This is a genomic window from Paraburkholderia sp. A3BS-1L (assembly GCF_051125215.1).
Taxonomy (GTDB): Bacteria; Pseudomonadota; Gammaproteobacteria; order Burkholderiales; family Burkholderiaceae; genus Paraburkholderia.
The window spans coordinates 583761-605524 of record NZ_CP120444.1; the positions used below are offsets into that span (position 1 = coordinate 583761).

13 protein-coding genes and 2 pseudogenes are annotated in these 21764 nt (G+C 66.5%); 5 read left to right on the forward strand and 10 right to left on the reverse strand.

Features of this window, described 5'->3' with window-relative positions; translation table 11 throughout:
• Positions 1-42: 42 nt before the first annotated feature.
• The 4 genes from P5W99_RS27815 to P5W99_RS27830 all read right to left on the reverse strand — a co-directional run bounded on the left by P5W99_RS27815 (position 43) and on the right by P5W99_RS27830 (position 5833).
• Positions 43-849, reverse strand: a complete 807-nt coding sequence (locus P5W99_RS27815) for an oxidoreductase (RefSeq protein ID WP_434665339.1) — start codon at positions 847-849, stop codon at positions 43-45.
• Positions 850-880: 31 nt separating this feature from the next.
• A complete protein-coding gene (locus tag P5W99_RS27820) occupies positions 881-4021 on the reverse strand; it encodes an efflux RND transporter permease subunit (RefSeq protein WP_434665342.1) in 3141 nt (1046 codons plus the stop codon).
• Entirely contained in the window at positions 4018-5133 is a 1116-nt protein-coding gene (locus P5W99_RS27825) for an efflux RND transporter periplasmic adaptor subunit (protein ID WP_421027981.1), read from the reverse strand. Before P5W99_RS27825 ends, P5W99_RS27820 begins: the two co-directional genes overlap by 4 nt.
• 82 nt (positions 5134-5215) lie before the next feature.
• Entirely contained in the window at positions 5216-5833 is a 618-nt protein-coding gene (locus P5W99_RS27830) for a TetR/AcrR family transcriptional regulator (protein WP_421027982.1), read from the reverse strand.
• Positions 5834-5910: 77 nt separating this feature from the next.
• On the opposite strand from P5W99_RS27830, the pseudogene P5W99_RS27835 reads away from it, so the two are divergent.
• Positions 5911-6751 (forward strand): annotated as a pseudogene (locus P5W99_RS27835) (TolC family protein); the annotation flags it as partial.
• Positions 6752-7285: 534 nt separating this feature from the next.
• Here the strand turns inward: P5W99_RS27835 and P5W99_RS27840 are convergent.
• Positions 7286-7609 (reverse strand): annotated as a pseudogene (locus P5W99_RS27840) (ABC transporter substrate-binding protein); the annotation flags it as partial.
• 333 nt (positions 7610-7942) lie between these two features.
• Here P5W99_RS27840 and P5W99_RS27845 point away from each other — a divergent pair.
• The 4 genes from P5W99_RS27845 (at position 7943) to P5W99_RS27860 (ending at position 13963) form a co-directional block, all read left to right on the forward strand.
• Positions 7943-9946 (forward strand): ATP-binding protein, encoded by a 2004-nt coding sequence (locus P5W99_RS27845; RefSeq protein ID WP_421027983.1) that lies wholly within the window; start codon positions 7943-7945, stop codon positions 9944-9946.
• The gene (locus P5W99_RS27850) at positions 9943-10677 is read left to right on the forward strand and encodes a response regulator (protein ID WP_434665347.1); all 735 of its coding nucleotides are present in this window, start codon (positions 9943-9945) and stop codon (positions 10675-10677) included. Before P5W99_RS27845 ends, P5W99_RS27850 begins: the two co-directional genes overlap by 4 nt.
• 41 nt (positions 10678-10718) lie before the next feature.
• Positions 10719-12332, forward strand: coding sequence for a type VI secretion system protein TssA (gene tssA, locus P5W99_RS27855; RefSeq protein ID WP_421027985.1), 1614 nt, complete (start codon positions 10719-10721; stop codon positions 12330-12332).
• 65 nt (positions 12333-12397) lie between these two features.
• Positions 12398-13963, forward strand: coding sequence for a serine hydrolase (locus P5W99_RS27860; RefSeq protein ID WP_434665349.1), 1566 nt, complete (start codon positions 12398-12400; stop codon positions 13961-13963).
• Positions 13964-14037: 74 nt separating this feature from the next.
• Here P5W99_RS27860 and P5W99_RS27865 read toward each other — a convergent pair whose 3' ends face one another.
• The 5 genes from P5W99_RS27865 to P5W99_RS27885 form a co-directional block, all read right to left on the reverse strand.
• Positions 14038-17901, reverse strand: a complete 3864-nt coding sequence (locus tag P5W99_RS27865; RefSeq protein ID WP_434665351.1) for a type VI secretion protein IcmF/TssM N-terminal domain-containing protein — start codon at positions 17899-17901, stop codon at positions 14038-14040.
• Positions 17898-18584, reverse strand: a complete 687-nt coding sequence (locus P5W99_RS27870; RefSeq protein ID WP_421027988.1) for a DotU family type IV/VI secretion system protein — start codon at positions 18582-18584, stop codon at positions 17898-17900. Before P5W99_RS27870 ends, P5W99_RS27865 begins: the two co-directional genes overlap by 4 nt.
• Position 18585: 1 nt before the next feature.
• Positions 18586-19974, reverse strand: coding sequence for a type VI secretion system baseplate subunit TssK (gene tssK, locus P5W99_RS27875; RefSeq protein WP_421027989.1), 1389 nt, complete (start codon positions 19972-19974; stop codon positions 18586-18588).
• Between the two features lies 1 nt (position 19975).
• Complete coding sequence (locus P5W99_RS27880) at positions 19976-20785, reverse strand: type VI secretion lipoprotein TssJ (RefSeq protein ID WP_421027990.1); 810 nt, start codon at positions 20783-20785, stop codon at positions 19976-19978.
• A gap of 183 nt (positions 20786-20968) precedes the next feature.
• Positions 20969-21754 (reverse strand): hypothetical protein, encoded by a 786-nt coding sequence (locus P5W99_RS27885; protein WP_421027991.1) that lies wholly within the window; start codon positions 21752-21754, stop codon positions 20969-20971.
• Positions 21755-21764: the final 10 nt, after the last annotated feature.

Sequence of the window (21764 nt, forward strand, 5' to 3'; positions counted from 1 at the left end):
CGAACGTGATGCACAGACCACGTTGCGGCGAGAAAGAAAACTTCACACGAGCCCGAAAGTTTTCCTCAAGCTGGAGTCGACCGGACCGAAGGGCATGAAGCGCCGCAATTTGCGCAACAGCGATGCTTCGCCGGCCGGTGTGCGACGCATACGCCAGGCGCCAAGCGCCGCGTCGACAATCGTGTTTGCCACTCCGTCTGGCGCGGGAGCACCTTTGGCACTGTTGACGATTGCGCTCGATGCAAGCACCCGCTCGCGGTCATAGTCGGCGATTTTCGAGCTTGCCGCAGCGGTGTTGATGTCCAGGTTCGTCCTGGTAAAGGACGGTTCGACCAATGTTACCCGGATGCCGAACTGGCGCACCTCGTGATCCAGGGTTTCGGTCAGCCCCTCGACGGCATGCTTGGATGCCGAATAGAGTCCCATGTAGGGAGCGGGCAGGAACCCGAGCACCGAACTGACGTTGACGATCCTTCCGCCACGTTGCGCCCGCATATGGGGAAGTACTTCGTGTGTCGTACGCAGAATGCTGAGGAAGTTGGTATCGAACAACGACAAGGCCTCGGCAGTCGACGTTTCCTCCACGGCGCCGATCAGGCTCGTTCCCGCATTATTGACGAGTACGTCGATTCGCCCGGTGCGTTCGATGACGGACTGGATTCCGGCCTTGACCGAAGCATCGTCGCGAACATCCATCTCGACGAGCGCGACGCCGGCGACAGGCACCGCTTTTGCGAAGCTGCGTACTGTGCCAAACACGCGGCAACCTCGCCTCGCAAATTTTTGGGCGGTGGCGCGACCGATACCCGATGACACGCCGGTCACAACGACAACCGTGGAATTCGACATGAACAGCTCCGTTTGGTGAATGGATGGGGTGTTAACTGCGCGCGTCGAGCGCGTCCTGTGTCATCGAATCTGAATGCAATGGCAGGCGATGGTGGTCCCTGTGTGAACCCGCTGGTTTGCCGGGGCGGATCTTGAACCAGATGGAATACATGGCCGGCAGGAACACCAGGGTCAGGATCGTCCCGGCGAACGTGCCGCCGATCAGCGTGTAGGCGAGCGTTCCCCAGAACACCGAATGCGTCAGCGGGATGAATGCGAGGATTGCGGCCATCGCCGTCAGGATCACCGGGCGGGCACACTGCACAGTAGCTTCGACAACTGCGTGGAACGGATCCAGGCCCGCGTGGGCGTTCTGATGGATCTGCCCGATCAGGATCAGCGTGTTCCGCATCAGGATGCCCGAGAGCGCGATGAGTCCGACCAGCGCATTGATACCGAACGGCTGCCGGAACAGGATCAATGTCGGCACGACGCCAATGAGGCCGAGCGGACTCGTCAGGAACACCATCGCCATCGCCGATATCGAGCGAACCTGGAGAATGATGATGACCAGCGTGATTGCCAGCATGATCGGGAACAGCGGCAACATGGCGGTCGTCGCCTTGGCCGATTCCTCGATGGAGCCCGCCTGCTCGATGCGATAGCCGCTGGGCAGCTTCGCGATGATCGGCTGAAGCTGCCCGGTGATCGCCGTTGAAACATCCGGTGGCTGCAGCCCATCGGCGATATCGCCGCGCACCGTGATCGTCGGCACGCGGTCGCGCCAACGCATGATCGGCTCTTCCATGCGTACGTCGACCTTGCCCACCTGCGACAGCGGAATACGCTGCCCGTTCGCCCCGGCCAGCGTCAAGTCGCCGAGCCGCGCCGGGTCGAGACGCACATCGCCGGCCGAACGCGCGATGACCTGCACGGTTCGAATATCCTCACGGACGGCGGTGACAGGCACGCCCGTCAGGAAGAATTGCAGCTGTTGCGCCACGGCACTGGATGTCAGCCCGAGCGCCACCAGGCGGTCCTGCTGCAAGGTGAAGTGCAGCGTGGGCGTACGCGTGCCCCAATCGGTGTTGACCGTGCGCATCATCGGACTGGCCTCCATCGTCTGCTGGACTTCAGCCGCGATACCACGCAGCTTGTCCGGGTCCGGACCGGTGACGCGATAGGCGACGGGAAACGGCGAATACGGCCCGAACACGAGCTGCGTGACGCGCACGCGCGCTTGCGGGGCGAGACCGTCGGCGATGGCTCGCCGCAGTCGCGCCTTCAATGCATCGCGTTCCTCCTGACTGTCCGTGCGGATCACGATCTTCGCGAACGACGGATCAGGCAGTTCCGGTCCCATCGCCAGGAAAAAGCGCGGCGCACCTTGCCCGACGTAAGCTGTGACGATTCTGGCGTTCTTCTGTTTAGACAACCATGCCTCCACTTTTTGCGTGGCGGCGCTGGTCTGGGAAATCGATGTGCCATAGGGCATCTGCACCTCGACCAGCACTTCAGGGCGGTCGGAGATCGGAAAGAACTGCTTCTTGACCACGCCCATGCCAAGGATAGCCAGGGCGAAGAGGCCAACGACCGAACCAGCGACCAGCCATTTGCGCGCGATGACGCGCGTGAGCAGTTGACGGAAGCGGTTGTAGCGCGGCGTGTCGTAAATTGCGTCGTGCCCCCCTTCGACCTTATTGAAGTCGGGCAGCATCTTCACGCCGAGGTAGGGCGTGAAGACCACGGCAACGACCCAGGACGCGATCAGTGCAATGCCGACGATCCAGAACATGTTGCTGGTGTATTCGCCTGCGGTGGACCGCGCGAAGCCGTTGGGCATGAAGCCGACCGCCGTCACCAGCGTGCCCGAGAGCATGGGGGCGGCAGTGTGGCTCCAGGCATAGGCAGAGGCGGCCACACGGCCGTAGCCTTCCTCCATTTTCACCACCATCATTTCAATGGCGATGATTGCGTCGTCCACCAGCAGTCCCAGCGCCAGGATCAGTGATCCAAGCGTAATGCGGTCGAAGTTCTTGCCAGTCGCGGCCATGACCACAAACACGACGGCCAGCGTCAACGGCACGGCGGCGGCAACCACCAGGCCTGCGCGCCAGCCCATGCTCACGAAACTAACGAACATGACCACCAGCAGAGCGGCGAAAAACTTGAGCATGAACTCGTCAATCGCCGAATGAATGTTGACGGCCTGATCCGTGACCTTGGTCAGGCTCATTCCCAGCGGGAGCCCGGCGTTGATTACGCCGACCTCGCTGTCGAGTGCCTTTCCGAGATCGAGCCCGTTCCAGCCGTCGCGCATCACGATGCCGAGCAGCAAGGCCGGTTCGCCGTTGTTGCGAATCATGAATGTCGCCGGATCTTCATAACCGCGCTCGACAGTGGCAATGTCCGACAGCTTCAGCGTGCGACCTTGCACGACGACGGGCGTATCGCGGATCTTCTGCAGCTTGTCAAAGGCGCCGTCCAGGCGAATCAGCACTTCCGGACCTTTGGTCTGCACGGAGCCGGCTGGCGTCAGGGCGTTCTGGCCATTGAGCGCGGCGAACACGTCCTGCGGGCTGACACCGAGCGTTGCCAGCCGGTCATGCGAGAACTGGACATAGATGCGCTCGGCCTGCTCGCCGATGATGTCGACTTTCTTCACGCCCGGCACGTGCAGCAACCGCTGGCGCAGCAACTCCGCATCGCGCACGAGCAGGCGCTGCGGTTCGCCCCTGGCCTTCAGTGCGAAAAGCGCAAACGTGACATCCGCGTATTCGTCGTTGACCAGCGGCCCGATCACACCAGCCGGAAGATTGGCTGTCTCGTCGCTGATTTTTTTGCGGGCCTGGTAGAACTGCTCCTGCACTTGCGACGGCGGTGTGCTGTCGAGCAACGTCAGCGTTGTGAAGGCCAGTCCAGGTCGCGTATAGGTCTCGGTCCGGTCGTACCAGCGCAGTTCCTGCATGCGCTTTTCGATTTTCTCCGCGACCTGATCGTGCATCTCCTGTGCGGTGGCGCCAGGCCACGCGGTGACGATGGTCATCACCTTGATCGTGAACGCCGGGTCTTCGGCGCGACCCAGCTTGAAGAACGATAGCAGCCCGGCCAGCGAGATGAGGCAGATCAGGAACAGGGTGATGGAGCGCTCGCGCACGGCGAGCGCCGACAGGTTGAATCGGCCTTCGCTCACGGATGCGCTCCCTCCTTCGCCGCCGCGACGGTCTGGCCGGACATCCGGACCTGTTCGCCATCGCGCAGCAATTGGGCACCGAGCGCAACGACGCGGTCGCCTTGTTCCAGCGTGCCTGACACGCGAGCGCTGTCGTCGTCCAGGCGGAGGACCGTGACCGGTCGCCATGCGACCCGGGCCGGCTCGCCGTTGACGATCCACACCCCGGGTCCTTTGCCCGCATCGAGCACCGCGCCGATCGGCACCTGCAAGCCGCCCTCGAGCGCCACGTGTGCATCCGGTATCTCCACCGTTACGGTCGCGCCTAGCGGCGCGTCGGCCAGCGCACCCTGCAGCACATAACGCGCTTCGAAGGTGCGGGTACTGGGATCCGCCGTCTCCGAGAGCTGGCGCAGCGTGGCTGGCACGCTGACGCCGCTGTTGCCGAACAGGGTGGCCTGTGCGTCCGAACCGATGGCGGGACGCAGGGTTTCCGGTAGCTGGATGAGAGCCTCGCGCCGCCCCGCGTGAGCGAGGCGCACCACGGATTGTCCGGCGCTCACGACCTGTCCCGGTTCGGCCAGCGTCTCCATCACGACGCCATCCCCGTCCGCCACCAGCTCGGCATAGCCCGTCGCATTGCGCGCCACGTCGGCGTCGGCTTCCGCCGCGCTGAGCTGCGCCCTGGCTGCATCGGCGGCCGCCTTGGCCTGGTCGTAGGCCGAAGCCGAGATCGCACCCGTGCCGCGCAGATCGCGATAGCGCTTCTCATCCTGTGCGGTCTGCCGCGCTCGCGCCCGCGCAGCGGTGACCGCCTCTTGCCGCGCCTGCGCGGCAAGTTTGAGATCGATGGGGTCGAGACGCATCAGCAGCTGACCCCGTTTGACGGTTTGGCCGGTATCCACAAGCCTTTGCAGCACCTTGCCGGAAACGCGGAAACCCAGGTCGCTTTGCACGCGAGCCGCGACCGTCCCCGTAAACGAGCGCGATGCAGGCGTGGCGCGCTGAACGATTGCCGTGCGCACCAGCGGCACCACGGTGCGCGGATCAGACTGGTTTTTTTCGACGCACGCCGCTAGCGCAAGTAGCAGCGCACAGGCGAGTGCGGAGGTGGCGAGGCAACGCGAGAACATGAAAGTCCCATCGAGGGAATGATGATGGCTTTCATTATGGTTCTAGTGACCAAATCAGTCAACAGTCACAAAAAGAACGGGGTCATGGCGACAGGCTTCGAAGTACCAGGCTGGAGAGTTGCGCCGGCGCGACGTCGGTGGTATCGCGGTTGTATTGCAGAAGAAGCGGATTGAGGTAGGGGCGCAGCACCAGATAGATCGCCATCGCGGTTTCATCCAATGGCGTCTTGCGCTCGAAGTCACCGCTTTGCCGGCCTTCCTGGAGCACTTCCTGGAGCAGCTTCTGAACCCGTGCTTCATAAGCTTGCACCGCCTGCCAGTTTTCCGTTGCGGCTGACGCAGCGATGTCGTACAGCTTGCGGTCCCGGAAAAACAGCCTGAGGCTGGCCTCGGTAAAGACCTTGAACACTCGTCGCAACTTTTCCGGCGGCAGATCCGCCTGTGCAACCGCTGTCCGCACCTCGCCTTCGATTTGGCGCAGACAGTTAACACAGATCATTTCGCCAATGGCCTGCTTCGATTCGAAGAACTTGTAGATGTACGCCTTCGAAAACCCGATCGCCCGGGCGAGGTCAGATACCGTCGTTTTCTCGTAGCCATACCGGCTAAAGTGCTCGGTGGCGGCGGCAACGATCTGGTCCCGCACCTCGTGATCAGCCGGGCCGCGCGCGGGAGCGGAAGGAGTGGTGGTCTTTTTCATGGGCATAGCATACAGAAATGGACAACTAGTGACTATTTGGTTTTATGGTCATCGAAAAGGTTCTCGCAAAGACGCTCATGCTACCCAAACACTTCCTTGCTGCGGCCATTGTCGTCAGCCTATCGGCGGGTTGCGCTGGCGGCCCCGACTATGTCGCCCAGTTGTAGCGATGCCAGAGCATATCCGAGGGCAGGCCGCCAGGTCATCGGCAGGCGGTAGCGAGTGCGGACCTGGCCACATGGTGGTCAGGTTTCGGCGATCCGCAACTGACACGATTCGTTACGCTTGCGCTGGAGCAGAACCTTGACCTCGCGCAGGCCGCGGCGCGCGTCTCGCAGTCGCGCGCAGGACTCGGGGCAGCGAATGCAGCGCTGCTGCCTTCCGGCAACGCAAGCGGCCCGGCGGCCCGGGTCTACCAGTCGGTTGAAACGCCGCTGGGACGTGTCCTGAACTCGACGCGGTTTCGAGCGCTCGAGGCCAATTTCAGCGCGGGCTGGGAACTCGATGTGTTTGGTGGCCTGCGTCGCGGGCGGGAAGCGGCACTTGCCGACTATCAGGCTTCAGAGGCCAGCGAGGCGGCCACGCGCCTGGCTGTGACCTCCCAGACCGCCGACATCTACATCACCATTCGCGGATTGCAGGCTCGTCTGCAGGTGGCGCGCAAGCAGTTGCAGACGCACCAGGAACTGCTGTCGACCATCAACCTTTTGTACGGCAAGGAGCCGGCGGCAGATCTCCAGGTGAGCCAGGCCGAGGGTGCGCTGGCCCGGGTGCAGGCATCCATTCCGGTCCTGGAGGCCGGCCTGGATGCGGCGATGAACGCGCCGGGTGTGATGGGTGCACAGCCCCGGCACGCATCGGGCGGAACTCATCGAGGGCGGCGAGATCCCGGCCGCCCCGGGGTTCGCAGGCAACGGAGTTGGGATGCGCATGGGACGCCCGGCAAGAAAGACGCTCCTGAAGCCGCCTAACTATGGGGGGCTCGCGAGCGTGAACTTTATCGTGTCGCGAGGAGCAGTCCCCACAACGATAGATTTGAGCAGGCCAACGCTGCATGAAGCGTCCGGGTTTGCAAAACGGGGGGAGGCCGTAGGCTGTTTTACTCGCGTGAGCGCCCCGCTTTCTCCGGAAAAATATGAAATACCCGGGCCATTACGACAAGTTTTCTTCTCTTGCTATGGCAAAACCATACGACTCCGTCGTAATGTTCCCGCTATTGTCAGTGGCCGCACACAAACTTCGGATTGCTTTTCAATTTACGCACGCTCCGCCAGCACCGTGCAACAGACATCATACCCAACTTGGCTTTGCGGATTGAAGTCCCGGCGGGGACTTGGAGTATCTCGCTTCACAGCCTGCGACCTACTCAAAACTACCCCCAAGAATCGGTGGCAGTCAACGGAATGAAGTGGCTATCCGTGGACGTCCGGAAAGACCGGCGCCCTATCCAATCCGGACTAAGGGTGAGAAAGACAGGCCGACATCGATCACGTCGGGCGCCTGTGGTCCCTTATTGCCTGTGGTCGCCTTGATCGCTTCGATCTCGCCCCCCCGAGCCTGCACAAGGGTTGTGCTCGTTGACATGGATGCCGTATTTCTTCTGGAATGCGGCGATCAGCGAGCCGCGCACCAGTCATTAGGCAGGGCGATCGAGGTCAACTGCCCTTCCTGCGTGGCCGCGGCCACGAGGGCATCCGGTGGCGCAGCCCATGCAGGGTTAATGCCGCCCGCAGCCAATCCACGATGATTCGAGTTATGAATCAGATTTCTACGCAATATAAATCCGGCGTGCGCACCGCGTTGCACTAGAGATTATCTGAACGAACCGAACACACGCCACTCATAAAAATTGGATTCCTTATTAAAACAATGAATCGACCAGATCGTCTGGCGTTTGGTGCTACCCGAGATTTGCATTCAAGGAATGCGGCACACCCAGGTCACGCACGCGCCGAATCGCAGCCCGCAACCCCAATACCGGAAGGCCGTCTCAATCGCGCCTGACCGAAGCTTGTGCACCGAACTGACGAGTGATTTTGATATGATTTCCCAAAAATCGTAGCGAGCTCCGTCCATGAAAGACGTCGGCGCAATTCGGGGATCATTTGCATGAATACAGTGCCGTGGACGGCGACTCGCGCACGCACGCTCCTGCAAGCCATTGCGCTCGGCACGCTCTATTACCTGCTCGCCCGCCCCGTCGCGAACCTCGAGAGCGCCAACTCCCTCGCTGCCATCGCCTGGCCGGCGCCGGCCACCGCAATTGCTTTTCTCTGGCCGCTGCCGCCGCGACAGTGGTTCCCTTTTCTGCTCGCAGTCCTGGCCGCAGTCGCGTCCAACGGCCATTTCAGTGCCGAATCCTGGCGTAGCGACGTCGGCTTTTGCCTCCTCAACGTCTTCGAGGTGGCGTTATGCGCGTGGCTGGGCCGGCGCTATGTCGGCGCGAGCGGCATACTGTCCACCACCTCGGCGCTGATACGCTTTCTCGTGCTGCTGCCGCTCGTGGGCATCGGGCTCACTGCCATGCTGGGCGCCACATTCGCGGCCGATCTGGGCGGCGACAGCTGGTGGCGGGAATGGCAGATCCTCTTCGTCGGCAATGGCGTCGCCGTGCTGGTGCTCGTGCCTGCCCTGCTCGCATGGCGGGACCGATCATCCGCCGCGGCGCCCGGCGAGCGTCTCAGTGCGCTGGCAGGATGCCTCGCCGTCGTCACGATACTCGCCGCAACGGCCGCACTGAACCTTTCCGAAGAAGTGCAGCGCGGGATGCTCGCGCTCGTGCTCGCCGCCGTTGCCATTTACGGCGGCCTGCCCGCGGCTGCGGCGACAGTGGCGACCGCGGCAATACTCGGCGTCAGTCTGACGCTCGTGCATCTCGGCCCCTACCAGTACGAGGGTGCGAACAGCTCCTGGAGCCTTCAGGTCGATATGGCCGGGCTCGCCATTCTGACTTTCTTCGTCGCCGTGGCCACGCGCGAGCGCCGGCAGCTTGCATTGCGCCTCGAGCGGGCGCGGCGCATGGAGTCGCTCGGCCTGCTGGCCGGCGGCGTTGCGCACGACTTCAACAATATCCTCGCGGCCGTCGACGGCTACGCGGAAATCGCCCATGATCGCCTGCCCGAGGGTTCGTCCGCCCGCCCGGCGCTGGACGAGGTGCGGACCGCATCTGCGCGGGGCCGTGACCTGACCGAGCAGATTCTGCTCGCCGCGCGCCGCGGCGATCGTGTGCGCGAAATGCACGAGCTTGCGTCGGTCGTCGGCGAAGCCGTCGCGCTCGCGCGCCCGCTCAGCCGCAACGGCGTCGTCATCGATATCGAGGCAAACGCAGGCCCGTGGCCCGTCACCGCGCACCGTGGCCAGCTCGTGCGCGCCGTGCTCAATCTCGTGCGCAATGCATGCCTCGCCGCGCGCTCGCGTGTGGTCGTGCGCGTGGCCAGCGCCGGGCCGATGGCTGCGCCGCTCGCCGTTGGCGACGCGCCGCCGGGCTCCTCCGTCTGGATCGAGGTGGAGGACGACGGCGGTGGCATTCCCGCGGAACACCTTGCGCATCTGTTCGAGCCGTTCTATTCAACGCGCGCACAAGGAAACGGCACCGGTCTTGGCCTTGCGATCGTTGCTGGCGTCGCCTGCGAGCACCAGGGCGGCGTGAGTGTCGAGACGAGCGGCGCTGGCACGCGCTTTCGACTCGTCCTGCCACTGGCCGAAGCAGCGCCCTTCCCGCCAGCCGGGCAATTGGGCAATGGCGAGGCCGTCGTGCTGATCGGCGGCGATCCGGCTTCGCGCGAGCGCAGCGAAAACTGGCTCGCGGAACTGGGCTTCGAGCCGCTCGGCTATGGCGACGCGAGCGAGGCGTTCGAAGCGCTCGCCGATGCCACCGATCTGCGCGACAGCATTGCGCTATTGCTGGCCGACCTCGACGGCCTGTCGATGGACGGCGCCGACCTCGCTGAGCACCTGCGCGACCAGGTGCCGGCGCTGCGCGTGATCCTGTGCTCGGATAACTCCGATGTCGTCACTGTCGCGCGGGCCGCGCGTGCGACGGTCCTCCCCAAACCTTTCGACCGCGAGGCGCTCGGCCGCGCCGCCGCGTCCGCCCTCAAGAGCCTGCCATGACCCTGCCGCCGCAACCTTCCATTCTGATCGTCGACGACGACCACTCGATGCGCACCATGCTGATCGAGTACCTGTCGGGTCACGGCTATCGCGTGGATGGCGCCGCGAGCGCCGTCGAGGCGATGAGCGTGTTCGACGCGAAGCCCTATGATCTCGTGCTGCTCGACCTCGGCCTGCCCGACGGCGACGGCACGGAGCTCGCGCGCCGCTGGCGCGAGCAGGCGCCGGTGCCCATCGTCTACATCACGGGGCGCAACGAGGAAGCCGACATGGTGATGGGGCTCGAGCTCGGCGCAGACGACTACATCACCAAGCCCTTTTCGCTGCGCGAGGTGCTGGCGCGCCTGCGGGCCGTGATGCGCCGCGCGGGGCAGGCGACGCAGGCGCCGATGACGCGCGGCAAGCATCCGCGCGCCTATCGCTTCGCGGGCTGGACGCTGAACCTGAACACGCGGCGGCTCACCTCGCCCGACGCAAGCGTCGTGCCGCTCACCAACGCCGAATTCAATCTGCTCGTGGTGTTCCTGAGCTCGCCGCAACGCATCATCTCGCGCGAGAAGCTGCTCGAGAGCACGCGCGCGTTCGACGACATCTACGACCGCGCCATCGACGTGCAGATCCTGCGGCTGCGCCGCAAGATCGAGCGCGATCCGAAGAACCCGACGCTGTTGCGCACCGAGCGCGGCGCGGGCTATCTCTTCGATGCGGTCATCGAGCCGCTGTGGACCTGAGCGCCCTTCCCGACCAACTTTTCCAGACAGCCCATTGCCCAGTGAACGACTACACGAGCCTCGCAACACAACCGGTCAGCGAAGCGCAGCCCTGCGGCGCCGACGTGCGCGACGAACCCGAATTCGAGTCGCTGCAGAACGAAATCGCCAGGATGTCGAACCCGGCGGCTAGCGGCACGCCGGACTGGGAGCAGGTGGTGCAGCTCTCGTCGACGCTGCTCGCGAGCAAGGGCAAGGATGTGCTCGTCGCCTGCTATCTGGCCGGCGGCCTGCTCGTCACGCGCGGCCTGCCGGGCTTGAGCGACGGCGCGCAGATGCTGGCCGCGCTGCTCGACATGTGGTGGGATCAACTGCATCCGCCGCTCGCGCGGCTGCGCGCGCGGCGCAACGCCCTGCAATGGCTGATCGACCGCGTGCGCGCGCATGCCGAGGAACACGACTGGTCGAGCTGGCCGCCGCAGGACCCGCAGCAGGTCGAGAGCCTGCGCACGGCGCTCGATACGATCGATCGCGTGCTCGCCGACAAGGACAGCGAAGCGCCCTCGATGCAGCCTTTGCGCGCACTCGCCGGCACCGTGCCGATCGCCGAAGCTGCGCCGCCCCCGCCGGTCGCCGAAACGCCGGCGGCAACCGATGCACCCGCAACGGCGACCACGCCGGCCAGTGCGCCGCGCAGCGAGGCCCCTGCTGCGGCCCCTGCGCTCACCTCCGCCGCGCCTGCCGCAACGGCGTCCGGCTTGGCGGACACCGCGCTCGCGTCCACGGCAGTCGATGGGCCCGAAAGCGCCGAGCGCGCCGCGACTGAAGCGCTCGAGCGGCTCGCGAATATCGGCGCCTGGTACGCCGAAGCCGATCCGTCCAACGCGATGGGTTTCCGCCTGCGGCGCATCGCCGTGTGGACCGGCATCGAACGCGTGCCGGTGGGCGCCGGCACGGACACCGCGCTGCCCGGCCCGATCCCGCCGCTGCAGGACGCGCTGCGCGCGCTGCAGTCGCGCGCGGCGCACGCCGATCTCGTGAGCTTCGCCGAAACCCAGCTGCGTCAGCATCCGTTCTGGCTCGACCTGAACTGTGTCGCCGCGGCGGCGCTCGCGCAACTCGGCGAGACATGGGCCGCCGCGCGCAAAGAGGTGTGCAACGAAACCGCGAAGTTCGTCGACCGCATGACGTGCATCGCACAGCTGAAGTTTGCCAACGGCGTGCCATTCGCGAACTCGGACACCGTGCAATGGCTGCAGTCGCTCGCGGCAGGCAGCGGCGGCGAAGCCGCGGCGGCACCCGATCCGCTCGCCGGCGCGCTGTCGCGGGCGCGGGCGCTCGCGGCCGAAGGTGAACTGGCCGACGCCGCGCAGTGCCTGCAGGACGCGATCGAGCGCAACGCCGCCGTGGCTGCGCGGCTGCGGCTGCGCACGGCGCTCTGCGATCTGCTGCTCGAGCATCGCCCGGGCGCGCGGCTCGATTCGTTCGCGCGCGCCGTGGTCGCGGAGATCGACCGCTACGGCATCGCCGCATGGGACCCGGCGCTCGCCGCCGACGGCCTGCGCGCGGCCTGGGCAGTGCTTAGCCGCAACGACGAAAACCAGGCTGAAACCGACGCCCTGCTCGCGCGCATCGCGCCACTGAACGCGGCCACGGCCGTGCGCCTGATTATCTGATTGCCTGAGCGGCGCGTCGCCGCTTCGCATGCCCCCACCACGCACAACAAAGCAAGCGAGAGACCATGAAGACGAACCCGGCAGTGACTTCCCATTTCCTGATGCGCCGGCGCATGCTCGGAACGGCGCTGTGCGGCGCACTGAGCGCGTGCGGCGGTGGCGCGGTGGTCTCGCTCGGCCCGGACGGCCCGGTGTCGGACACCCAGATCGTCAACGCGCTTGCGCAGCTCGACGCGCTCGCCCGCAACCTGATGGCGAGCTCGGGCATTCCCGGAATGTCGGTCGCGGTCGTGCAGGGCGCGAAGACCGTCTTCGCCAAAGGCTATGGCGTCACGAGCGTGAAAACGCAGCAAAGCGTCGACGCCGACACCGTCTTCCAGCTTGCTTCGGTATCCAAATCGGTCGGCGCGACGGTGGTCGCCGCGCAAGTCGGCAACGGTGTCGTGAAGTGGGACACCCCCATGTCCAGCGTGCTGCCGTGGTTCACGCTGTCCGATCCGGCCGTCACCGCGGAGGTGACGGTCGGCGATCTCTACGCCCATCGCTCGGGATTGCGGGACCATGCCGGCGACAGCCTCGAAGAGATCGGCTACGACCAGACGCAAATACTGCAACGTCTGCACTACCTCGGGCTCGACCCGTTCCGCACGACCTATCACTACACGAACTTCGGACTCACCGCGGGCGCGGCCGGCGTCGCGGCCGCGGCGGGCACGGACTGGGCCACGCTTTCGCAACAGGCAATCTACGCGCCGCTCGGTATGACGCGCACCAGTTCGCTCTACGCCGATTTCGCCGTGCGCACGAATGCCGCGGCGGGCCACGTCCTGGTCAACGGCCAATACGTGCCCGGCCCGCTGCGCGACCCCGACCCGCAATCGCCGGCGGGCGGTGTCAGCTCGTCCGCGAACGACATGGCCCGATGGCTCGCGATGCTGCTCGGCAACGGCACCGTCAACGGCCAGACGTTGATTCCCGCCAGCGCGCTCCAGCCAGCACTCTCGCAGCAGATCCAGAGCCGCGCCGCCAGTGCGACGCTGCCGGCCTCGTATTACGGTTTCGGTTTCGTCGTGAGCACGCTCGATAGTGGCCGCGTGACGTTCAATCACTCCGGTGCATTCACCACCGGCGCCGCCACCACCTTCATGGTCGTGCCGTCGATGAACCTCGCGATTGTCGTGCTCACCAACACGGCGCCGATCGGCGTGCCCGAAACGCTCGCCTACCAGTTTCTCGATCTCGTGCAGTATGGCAAGGCCCAGCGGGACTGGGCGACGTTTTTCGGCACGGTGTTCGGCCAGTACTCGAAACCCATGGGCGCGCTGGCGGGCGCGACGCCCCCCGCATCGCCGACACCCGCGCAGCCGCTCGCAAATTACGCGGGCGTCTACGCCAATGATTATTTCGGTCCGCTACAGGTTGCCGTCCAGAACAATGCGCTCGTGCTCACGCTCGGTCCCGCCGGCACCCAGTTCACCTGCACGCACTGGAACGGCGACGTGTTCAGCTACGTCCTGCCGCTCACGGAGGCGCCGGCCGGCTCGCGCTTCGAGGTCAGCTTCGCGGGGCAGCAGGTGACGCTCGACTATTTCAACGACGAGGGCCTGGGGACGTTTACGCGCACCGCGTAGCCGGGCGCACAAATGCGGTTCGGCGGCGCGGCGCACGCGCCGCCCGCCTGACTCGCCCGCCGTCGCGGCGCGCCTTACATGCCGTCGCTGCGCGCCGCGCCCGCGAGCACGGGCGCATGCCAGCAGGCGCCGATGATCGCGGGCAGCCCGAGAGTCGCAAGGCTCGGCGCGCTGCCCGCGACGCTCGGCACCGACGCCGGCAGCGGCGGATTCTGCGCGGCCATCTGATCGACGATGCTCAGTTGCTGGCGTTGCGCCTGCGCGTCCTGGATCTGCTGCTTCTGCTCCGCCGTGGTCTTCTGCAGCGTCTCGTAGGTATTGATCGCGCGCGCCGCGTCGAGCACCGTGTCGTTGCCTGTGAACGCGTAGCTCACCGTGAGCGTGCGCACGCCGAGCGCATCGAGCGCGGCCTCATCGGCCGGGAAGTCGGCCGGCACGAACTGGCGCTGGCCGTTGGCGAAGTCCTTGAGGAACGCGGCGACGCCAAGGGGACCCGGATAGCTGCGGGTCAGCACGAGATTGCCGATCTTGATCTGCAGCCGCGTGTCGCCGCACTGGCCGGCCGTCCACGCAAAGCTGCTGCTCACCGGGAAGTTGTAGTTGTTGAGCGTCTGCACGCCGGCCGCGCACTGAACGGTGAGGATCGTCGCGTACGGCTTGGACTTCGCGCCCGCGTTGACGCCCGTGGGCTGCGCCGTGATCGTGAGCGGGACCGAGAGCGCGCGGCCGGCGTCGGCCTGCTGCTTCGCCGTAGCCAGCGTCCGGTCGAGCTGGTCGAGCGTCTGCTGCGCCTGCAACTGGGCTTGTTGCGCCTGCAACTGCTGCGTCTGCTTTGCTGCGGCGCTGCGCTGCTGCGTCTGCTGCTGGGTGACCTGGCGTCCGAGCGCGCCGTTGAGCAGGGTCACGAAGGCCGGCGTGAACGGCACGCTGTAGCCCTGCGTCTGCACGACGTCGTAGCGGCTCGCGTCGCGCACGAGGAAGGGCTTGGCGGCCCCGTCCGCGAACGCCCATACCGTGCCCTTCGCGCCGAATAGCTGATCGACCGCCGCGCTCTTGTCGAGCGCGCCTTGCAGCGGCCACACCACGCTCGAATCCCAGTTGCGCTGCAGCTCGCACGAGGTCTGCTGCTCGATATAGCTCGAGAGGAAATCGAACGGCCCGCGAATCAGCCGCCAGGTCACGAGATCGGAACCGTCGCCGGCACCGATCAGCGTGTGCAGGCGCGTGAGCGGCTCCAGCGCGCCCATCATCAGCGATGGCTGTGGCTGCGCGCTCGTTGCGACCTGATGGAAATCCGCCGCGAGCTGATAGTCCTTGCCGCTGCCCGTGCCGCTGTCGATCGCGAGCTTGTTCAAGGCTCCGAGGTAAAGGCTCAGCGCGTCCACGGCGCCCAGGTTGCTGTTGACGGTCTGGCCGCCCGCGATCGGGCCGCCCGCCAGCGTCTCGCGGATGGCCGAGGCGCCCACCGCGTTGAGCGCGCCGGCCAGCTTGATGGCCCGGTTCGTCGCGCCGAGTCGTGTCGCCTGCTCGCGTAGTTGCTCGAACTGCCGTGCGAGCGTGAGCCAGCCCGGCAGCGGCGCTTCGTCGGCGGCGGCACCGCGCGAGGTGTGGAAGTCGTCCTTGAACTCGTCGGCGAGCCGTGCGATCAGGCGGAAGTAAGGGCTCTGCGCGCCGCTCACGGTGCCGAGCGCGGCGCGCCAGTCGGCTTCGTTCGAATACGGCGTCGCGCCGCTCGCGAACGCGTCGGTGAAGCGTTGCCACGCCGTCACGCGCTGCGCGCGATACCAGGTATCGAAGGCGGCGCGCTCGCGGTCGAACTGCGCCGTGTCGCTCACGGCAGCGCGGATCTGCGCCGCGAGCCGGTCGAGCGCCTGCTTGCCCGCCACCGTGTAGACGGCCGGCACGACGACCTCGGGTGCGCCGGCCACCTGCGGCGCTTGCGCGATCTGGGTGGGTTGCCCCATCGGCGCTGCCTGCGGCGCGCGGCTCACGAGGCCGCTACCCCAGTAGTCGCTCGCGCGCACGGATGGCGCGCCCGCGCCATCCGGCACGAGGCCGACAAGCCAGGTCATCTGCGGATCCGCGCTCACGAGCTGATCGAGCAGCGCGCGCTGCGCCTTCACGCGTTCGCGCAGCCACGGCGCGTCCTCGGGCGACCAGACGAGCGACGAGATCGCGAGCTGGTTCAGTTGCTCGTTCAGGCGCGTGGGATAGAGCTGGGTCGGCACCGGCTGCGGCAGCGCCTCCAGCGCTGCGCGATCCGCGCCGCCGAGGCGCGCCTGCTCGATGCCGATGGAGCGCGCGAGGTTCAGGATCTGGCTCGCCGCCTCGACGGGCGCGTTACCCGCGGACGCGAGCGCGGCCTGCTCATTCTGGTCGACGGCGGGCTGGATCGCCTCGCGGTACTGCTTCACGAACACGCCATGCAGGCGCGCTTCCAGATCCGGCAGTCCGGCGCCGTTGCCAAGCAGTCCCGACAGCCAGCGCCGGTCGTTCTGCGCGACCTGCGTGAGCACGTCGTTCGACACGGCCAGCACATCGGCATCGTGAGCCAGGTTGCCGTTCAATGCGGGCTGGTCGGGGCGCGTGCTGCGCACGAACGCAAGAGTCTGCATGTTGCCGGCGAACGAGACCGACAGCAGGATGCCGATCATCACGAGCAGCAGCAGCCACGCCGCGATTCCCACGCTTTGCGTGACGCGCCGCCAGTGATTGACGAGCACGGCCGGCTTCGCCGTATGCCGGTCTTGCGGCAGGATGCGGCCGAAGAAGTCGTGCAGGAACAGCCCGGCGATGCCGCCCGTGTGCACGGGCGTCGGCGGCAGCGGCACGCCCGGCAGCGACGACACCGCCCCGCCCTCCTGCTGCCCGCTGCTGAAGAAGATGCCGCGCAGCAGCGGCCGCTCGAGGTACGGGTTATCGGCGAGACAAGCCGCGAGAAATTGCGCGAGCCCCGTGCGCAGCTGATCAAGCTCGTTCGGAAACATCAGCAGGTCGGGCGACGCGTCCGGGTTGCGCGCGACGAGCGCGAGCCGCAACGCGGCAAGACGTGCGCCGATCGAGTCGAGCGCGCGCGCCGCGAAGGCGGCCTCGCCGTCGCTGGCTTCGTCGGCGAGATAGCCCATCGCCTGGTCGAGCGCGTCCGCGGGCAGTGCCTGCGCCCACGCCTCGAAGCCGTACAGGCGGTCGCATTTCGTAATCAGCACGTACACGGGAAAGCGCTTGCCGAACATCTTGATGAGCTGCTCGATGCGCGCGCGCACCACGCGCCCTTCGTCCGCGAACCCATCGGCGTCGGGCGCCGCGAGCCGGTCCGCGCTGACCGCGAGCACGAGACCGTCGAGACCCTCGCGTGGCCGGTAGCGCCCAAGCAGGTCCAGACCGAGTTCCCACTCGCGGCGATCCTGGTCGATGTCCTCGGCCTGGACGTAGCGGCCCGCGCAGTCGATCACGACGGCGCGATCGAAGTACCACCAGTCGCAGTTGGCGGTCTGGCCGATCTCGGCCTGCTGGCTGACCTTCTGGATCGGCGAGGACAGCCGCGCGCGCGTAAGCGCCGTGGTCTTGCCGGTACCGGAGCGGCCGATCACCATGTACCACGGCAGCACATAGAGCGGATCACCCTGGCTGCGCAGGTTCGACTGGCGCAGCGTCGCCACGGCGGCTTTCCACTTGCGCCGCAGCAGCGTTTCGGGCGCCACGGTCGTGACGGTCTCGCTACGCAGCGCCGCCGACTGCTGCGCGAGACGGCTGCGCGAGCGCATCATGACGATCATGCGGCGCACGAAGCCGGCGAAAAAATACAGCGCGAGCACGCCGATGAAGATCGCCAGCGCGACCCACAGCGGCCAGCCGAAGTACAGGACCACGCCCCAGCTCACGAGCGCGAGCACGATCAGGGCGAGCAGCCAGAGCAGCACGAGGCCGAGCTTTTTCATAAGTGGATCTGTGCAAGAAGCGTATCGACCGATTGCCCGACGACGTAGTGATAGGTGCCAAAGAGAAGCACCAGCAGAAACAGCGGCAGCAGGATCGCGGCCAGCGCCGCGCGCGACCAGCGCGTGGCGAGGCGCGCGCGCAGCGTCGGCCGCGCGGGGTCCTGCGCACCGGAGGCCACGCCGTAGCCGTCCGGAAACAGCAGCGCCTGCGCGCTCGCGCTCAGCTCGGTGTCGGGCAGCAACATCGCCAGGTTGGCGCGCTTGATGTCGGTGAGCGCCTTCTGGTTGCGGTCGTATGCATAGCGCCCGCCGAAGCCGAGCGCGAGGCACAGGTAGAAAACCTCGCGCACCGCCCGCTCTGCGGGCGCGAGCTGCGCGAGGCGCTCGTAGAACGCGACGCCGGCGTTGCTCAGATTAAAGTAGCGGCGCTGCAGCAGGTGGCGCTGCCATTGCGCGGCGCCCTCCCAGCGCGTCGTCAGCAGCACTTCGTCGGCCCATGCGGCGAACGCGAACAGCGCGGCATCGACGTCGGCCTGCGCGTGGCCCGCGTCCTGGGCGCGGTGGCGCGCGGCGGCGATGGCGTTGTCGAGCTGCACGGTGAGCGTTTGCGCATCGCCCGAGGGCGCCTGGGCAAACGCGCGAACCTGCGCGAACAAAGGCATCAGGCAGTCGATGAGCGTCATGCTACCTCCGCAGCACGACGATTTCCGCGCGCAGATCTTGCGGCGCGTCCGGCCATTGCAGTGCGATGCTTTCGTCGCGCTCGACGGCGTCCCATAACTCGCTCGCCTGCTCGATGCGGAAATAGCTCGACGACGAGCGCCGCGGCAAGCCTTGCGGCGCCTGCGGCAGGTGAATCAGGTCGAGGCCCGGCAACGCGTGCGCGACGAGGCGCGGGACGTCGGCGGCATTGGCAAGACGCGCGTCGCGCAGCGCGCCGTCCACCACCTGCGCGGCGTTCTCGTCCGAGCGCAGCACGAGATAGAAGCGATTGCGCCGGTCGAAGAACGCGCGCGGCAGCTCGCCCGCATACAGGCCGTCACGATACTCGAGCACCGCGAGATGCTCGGGGCCCGTGGCGATCTCGCCGAGCAGAAAGCCGATCAGCACCTGCGCGCGCGAAAAGCACGCGTACAGATCCATGTGGTCGTAGGCGGGCAGCCCGGGGGTGCCGTCCTGCGCTTCCCCCAGCATATCGAAGCGCTCCGAAAACGCGCTCAGCTCGCCGATCAGCCGGCGCAGCTCGCCGTACAGCAGCCATGGATGTACCGCGGGTGTCTGCGTCAGATGCACGAGGCCGGGGCTCGCGCGCGAGAGCGTGCGCATGGCGAGCAGCAGCGTCATGTAGCCGGGATCGAACTCCGCCTTCTGCAACTCGCGCGGGCTCTTGAGCTCCTGCAGATGATGCGCGCGCCCCACGACGTCGTCGCGGATCTCGCGCGCGATGCGCAGCAGCGCGTCGGACGCCGTGAGCGCATAGCATGGCGCGATGTAGCGGTCCGAGAGCTTGACCGTCTCGCCCACGCGCACGAGCTGCGCGACCGGAATCAGGTCGTACTGGCCGAGGTTCGCCTGCTCGCCCTCGAAGAACACCTTCACCACGTGCAGGAGCGTGTGCACCGATGCGGGCGGTCCGTCCGAATGGAGGTCCGGCACCTCGGGCGGGTTCGCGATGCTGGCATAGCGCGTCGGCACGGCCATGGCCTCGTCGGGCGTCTCGCACAGCGTGACGTTGTTGCCGTCGGCGGCGAGCTTGCGCACGCCGAGGTAGACGGTGAGCGAGCGTCCTTCGCCGACGGCGGCCGCATCGAACTCGCGTGGCGCAATCACGGCATTGCCGGGAAACTCCACGTAGGTATGGTCGGGGAAGATCAGCTGCGCCGCGCGCACCTCGATCACCTGGCGCGCGATCGCGCTCGGCGCGATGTCGAGCGCGCCAGCGCCCCAGAAGTGCGGCAGCCCGGTTTCGAACACGGGCTTGACGCGAAACTGCTCGTACAGCGCTGCCAGCTGGAAGTGCTGGGGCTGCATGAACATGCCCTGATGCCAGTAGATGCCCTTGTTGTGATCCATGCTAGTTTCCGACCTTGCGCAAAGGGGTCTCCTGAGTATTTGCGGCGCCGACTACGCCCGTTTCGCTGCTGCTCGCGCCGCCGGACGCCGTGCCGCTCGCGTTGCCGTTGCCATCGAGGCGGATCTGCTTGCCGCCGCCCTCCACCTGTTGCGCGCGCTGCAGCGCCGCCTCGTCGGGACCCTTGGGCAGCACCACGGCGTTGAGGATGCCCTGCGCGCCGAGATTGAGCTGCACGACGAGCGGCGCGGGCAGCTTGGTGCGCGTCTTGAAGATGAAGCCGCTGGTCTTCGTGACGACGGGCACGTCGAACTGGCGCGCTGCGTTGGCCACGCCCATCTGCGCATAGCCGGCCGCGATGCCGACCGAGCGCGTGTTTTGCGCGCGATCGAGGATCAGGTATGAATGCTGGCCCGGCGCCACCACGTAGCGCGAGAACTGCGAGAACGTCGTCGGCGCTTTGCCGCCCGCCATCGTGCCCGCCAGTGCGGCTGGGTCGGCCGCGAGATTGCGGAACGCCTGCGCGTCCGCCGTTTCGTAGATGCCGAGCAGCAGCGTGTGCGGCTGCCCGTCGAAATCGTTCAGGCCAGCATCGGCCGTGATTTCGAGTATCACGGCGTCCGTGGCGTAGCTCCACGAGACGTCCGCGAGCGGGTCTTTCGGCGGCCCGCCGCCGCAGCCGCTCAGCACGAGCGCGGCGCTTAATGTACCCAACGTACCCAGCGCGCGCACCGCTCCAGCCAGCCATGCCGGCCGGCCCGCGCTGTTCCGGTCAACCGTTGCTCCGGCGCCCCCCGCTACCGCCCCTCTCATTCGCTCTGCCCCACTCTTGTCTTATCGAGTCTAACCGCCCGTCCAGCCGAGCATTCTCCAACAAAAGCCTTGCCCGTATATAAAAAAACCATTGCAGTTACTGTGACGCCGCGATTCTGTTGCATAGATGTCTCAGAAAAGCCGCGCCGAAGGATCTTCAGGCGGCGCGGCGCTGGCCCGACTTCAGACCAGCGGCAGGATCGTTGCGTCGGCCTCGTTGTCCTCGGTATAGGGCATGAAGAGGATCGACTCGGGCTCGCCCCTCACGCGCGCGTAATAGGCCTCGCCCGGACCGAGCCGGTTGCGCACCGCCCAGGCCGTGAAGGCGCGCTCGCCCACCTGCAGCGTGAGGCCCTCCTGCGCGTACTCGAGCACGGTCTTCTCGGGCAGCGCGCCGCGCGGGCCGACTGCCTGAAAGTCGATCTTCGCGTCACCGCCTTGCACGCCGAATACGACGCCCGTCCATACTCCCTCGCGCGGGCCGATTGCGAACCACTGGCCCAGTTGCTCCTCGCCGACCACCTCGAGCCGGTAGTCCTGCGCCTCGCCCGCCTTCGCGATGTTCGCGCGCGCAACGATCTTCGCCGGCCACGCGGGATGACTCTCCACGAGCGTGATGGCGTTTTCGAGCATGGGGGGAACAGTATCGGCGCCCATGCTGGCCGACTGCGCGGACAGCACGACCGGGAAGCCCAGGCCGCGCGCCTCGCGCAAGCTCGCCGCGAAGAGCGACAGGCCATAGCGCACCGAAGGCTTCGCCAGGGCGTCGGCGTCGGCGAGCACGAGCCACAAGTCGGCGCGCGCGGCCGCGAGCGCTTCCAGCCCGACGCGCCAGGCGAGCTTGGCCGGCTCGTCCACCCAGAAGTGCCCCTGCGTGGCGAGGCCGTAGCGCTTGAGCAACTGCGAGACGGCGCTCACGCGCGCGGCGTCCTTTTGCTTGTCGAAGGCCGTGATCCAGACGGTTTTCATGATGTAGCGC

Coding starts and splice junctions, on each gene's coding strand:
- P5W99_RS27815 (WP_434665339.1), bottom strand. CDS start 849: ATGTCGAATTCCACGGTTGTCGTTGTGACCGGCGTGTCATCGGGTATC.
- P5W99_RS27825 (WP_421027981.1), bottom strand. CDS start 5,133: ATGTTCTCGCGTTGCCTCGCCACCTCCGCACTCGCCTGTGCGCTGCTA.
- P5W99_RS27830 (WP_421027982.1), bottom strand. CDS start 5,833: ATGAAAAAGACCACCACTCCTTCCGCTCCCGCGCGCGGCCCGGCTGAT.
- P5W99_RS27845 (WP_421027983.1), top strand. CDS start 7,943: ATGAATACAGTGCCGTGGACGGCGACTCGCGCACGCACGCTCCTGCAA.
- P5W99_RS27850 (WP_434665347.1), top strand. CDS start 9,943: ATGACCCTGCCGCCGCAACCTTCCATTCTGATCGTCGACGACGACCAC.
- P5W99_RS27860 (WP_434665349.1), top strand. CDS start 12,398: ATGAAGACGAACCCGGCAGTGACTTCCCATTTCCTGATGCGCCGGCGC.
- P5W99_RS27865 (WP_434665351.1), bottom strand. CDS start 17,901: ATGAAAAAGCTCGGCCTCGTGCTGCTCTGGCTGCTCGCCCTGATCGTG.
- P5W99_RS27870 (WP_421027988.1), bottom strand. CDS start 18,584: ATGACGCTCATCGACTGCCTGATGCCTTTGTTCGCGCAGGTTCGCGCG.
- tssK (WP_421027989.1), bottom strand. CDS start 19,974: ATGGATCACAACAAGGGCATCTACTGGCATCAGGGCATGTTCATGCAG.
- P5W99_RS27880 (WP_421027990.1), bottom strand. CDS start 20,785: ATGAGAGGGGCGGTAGCGGGGGGCGCCGGAGCAACGGTTGACCGGAAC.
- P5W99_RS27885 (WP_421027991.1), bottom strand. CDS start 21,754: ATGAAAACCGTCTGGATCACGGCCTTCGACAAGCAAAAGGACGCCGCG.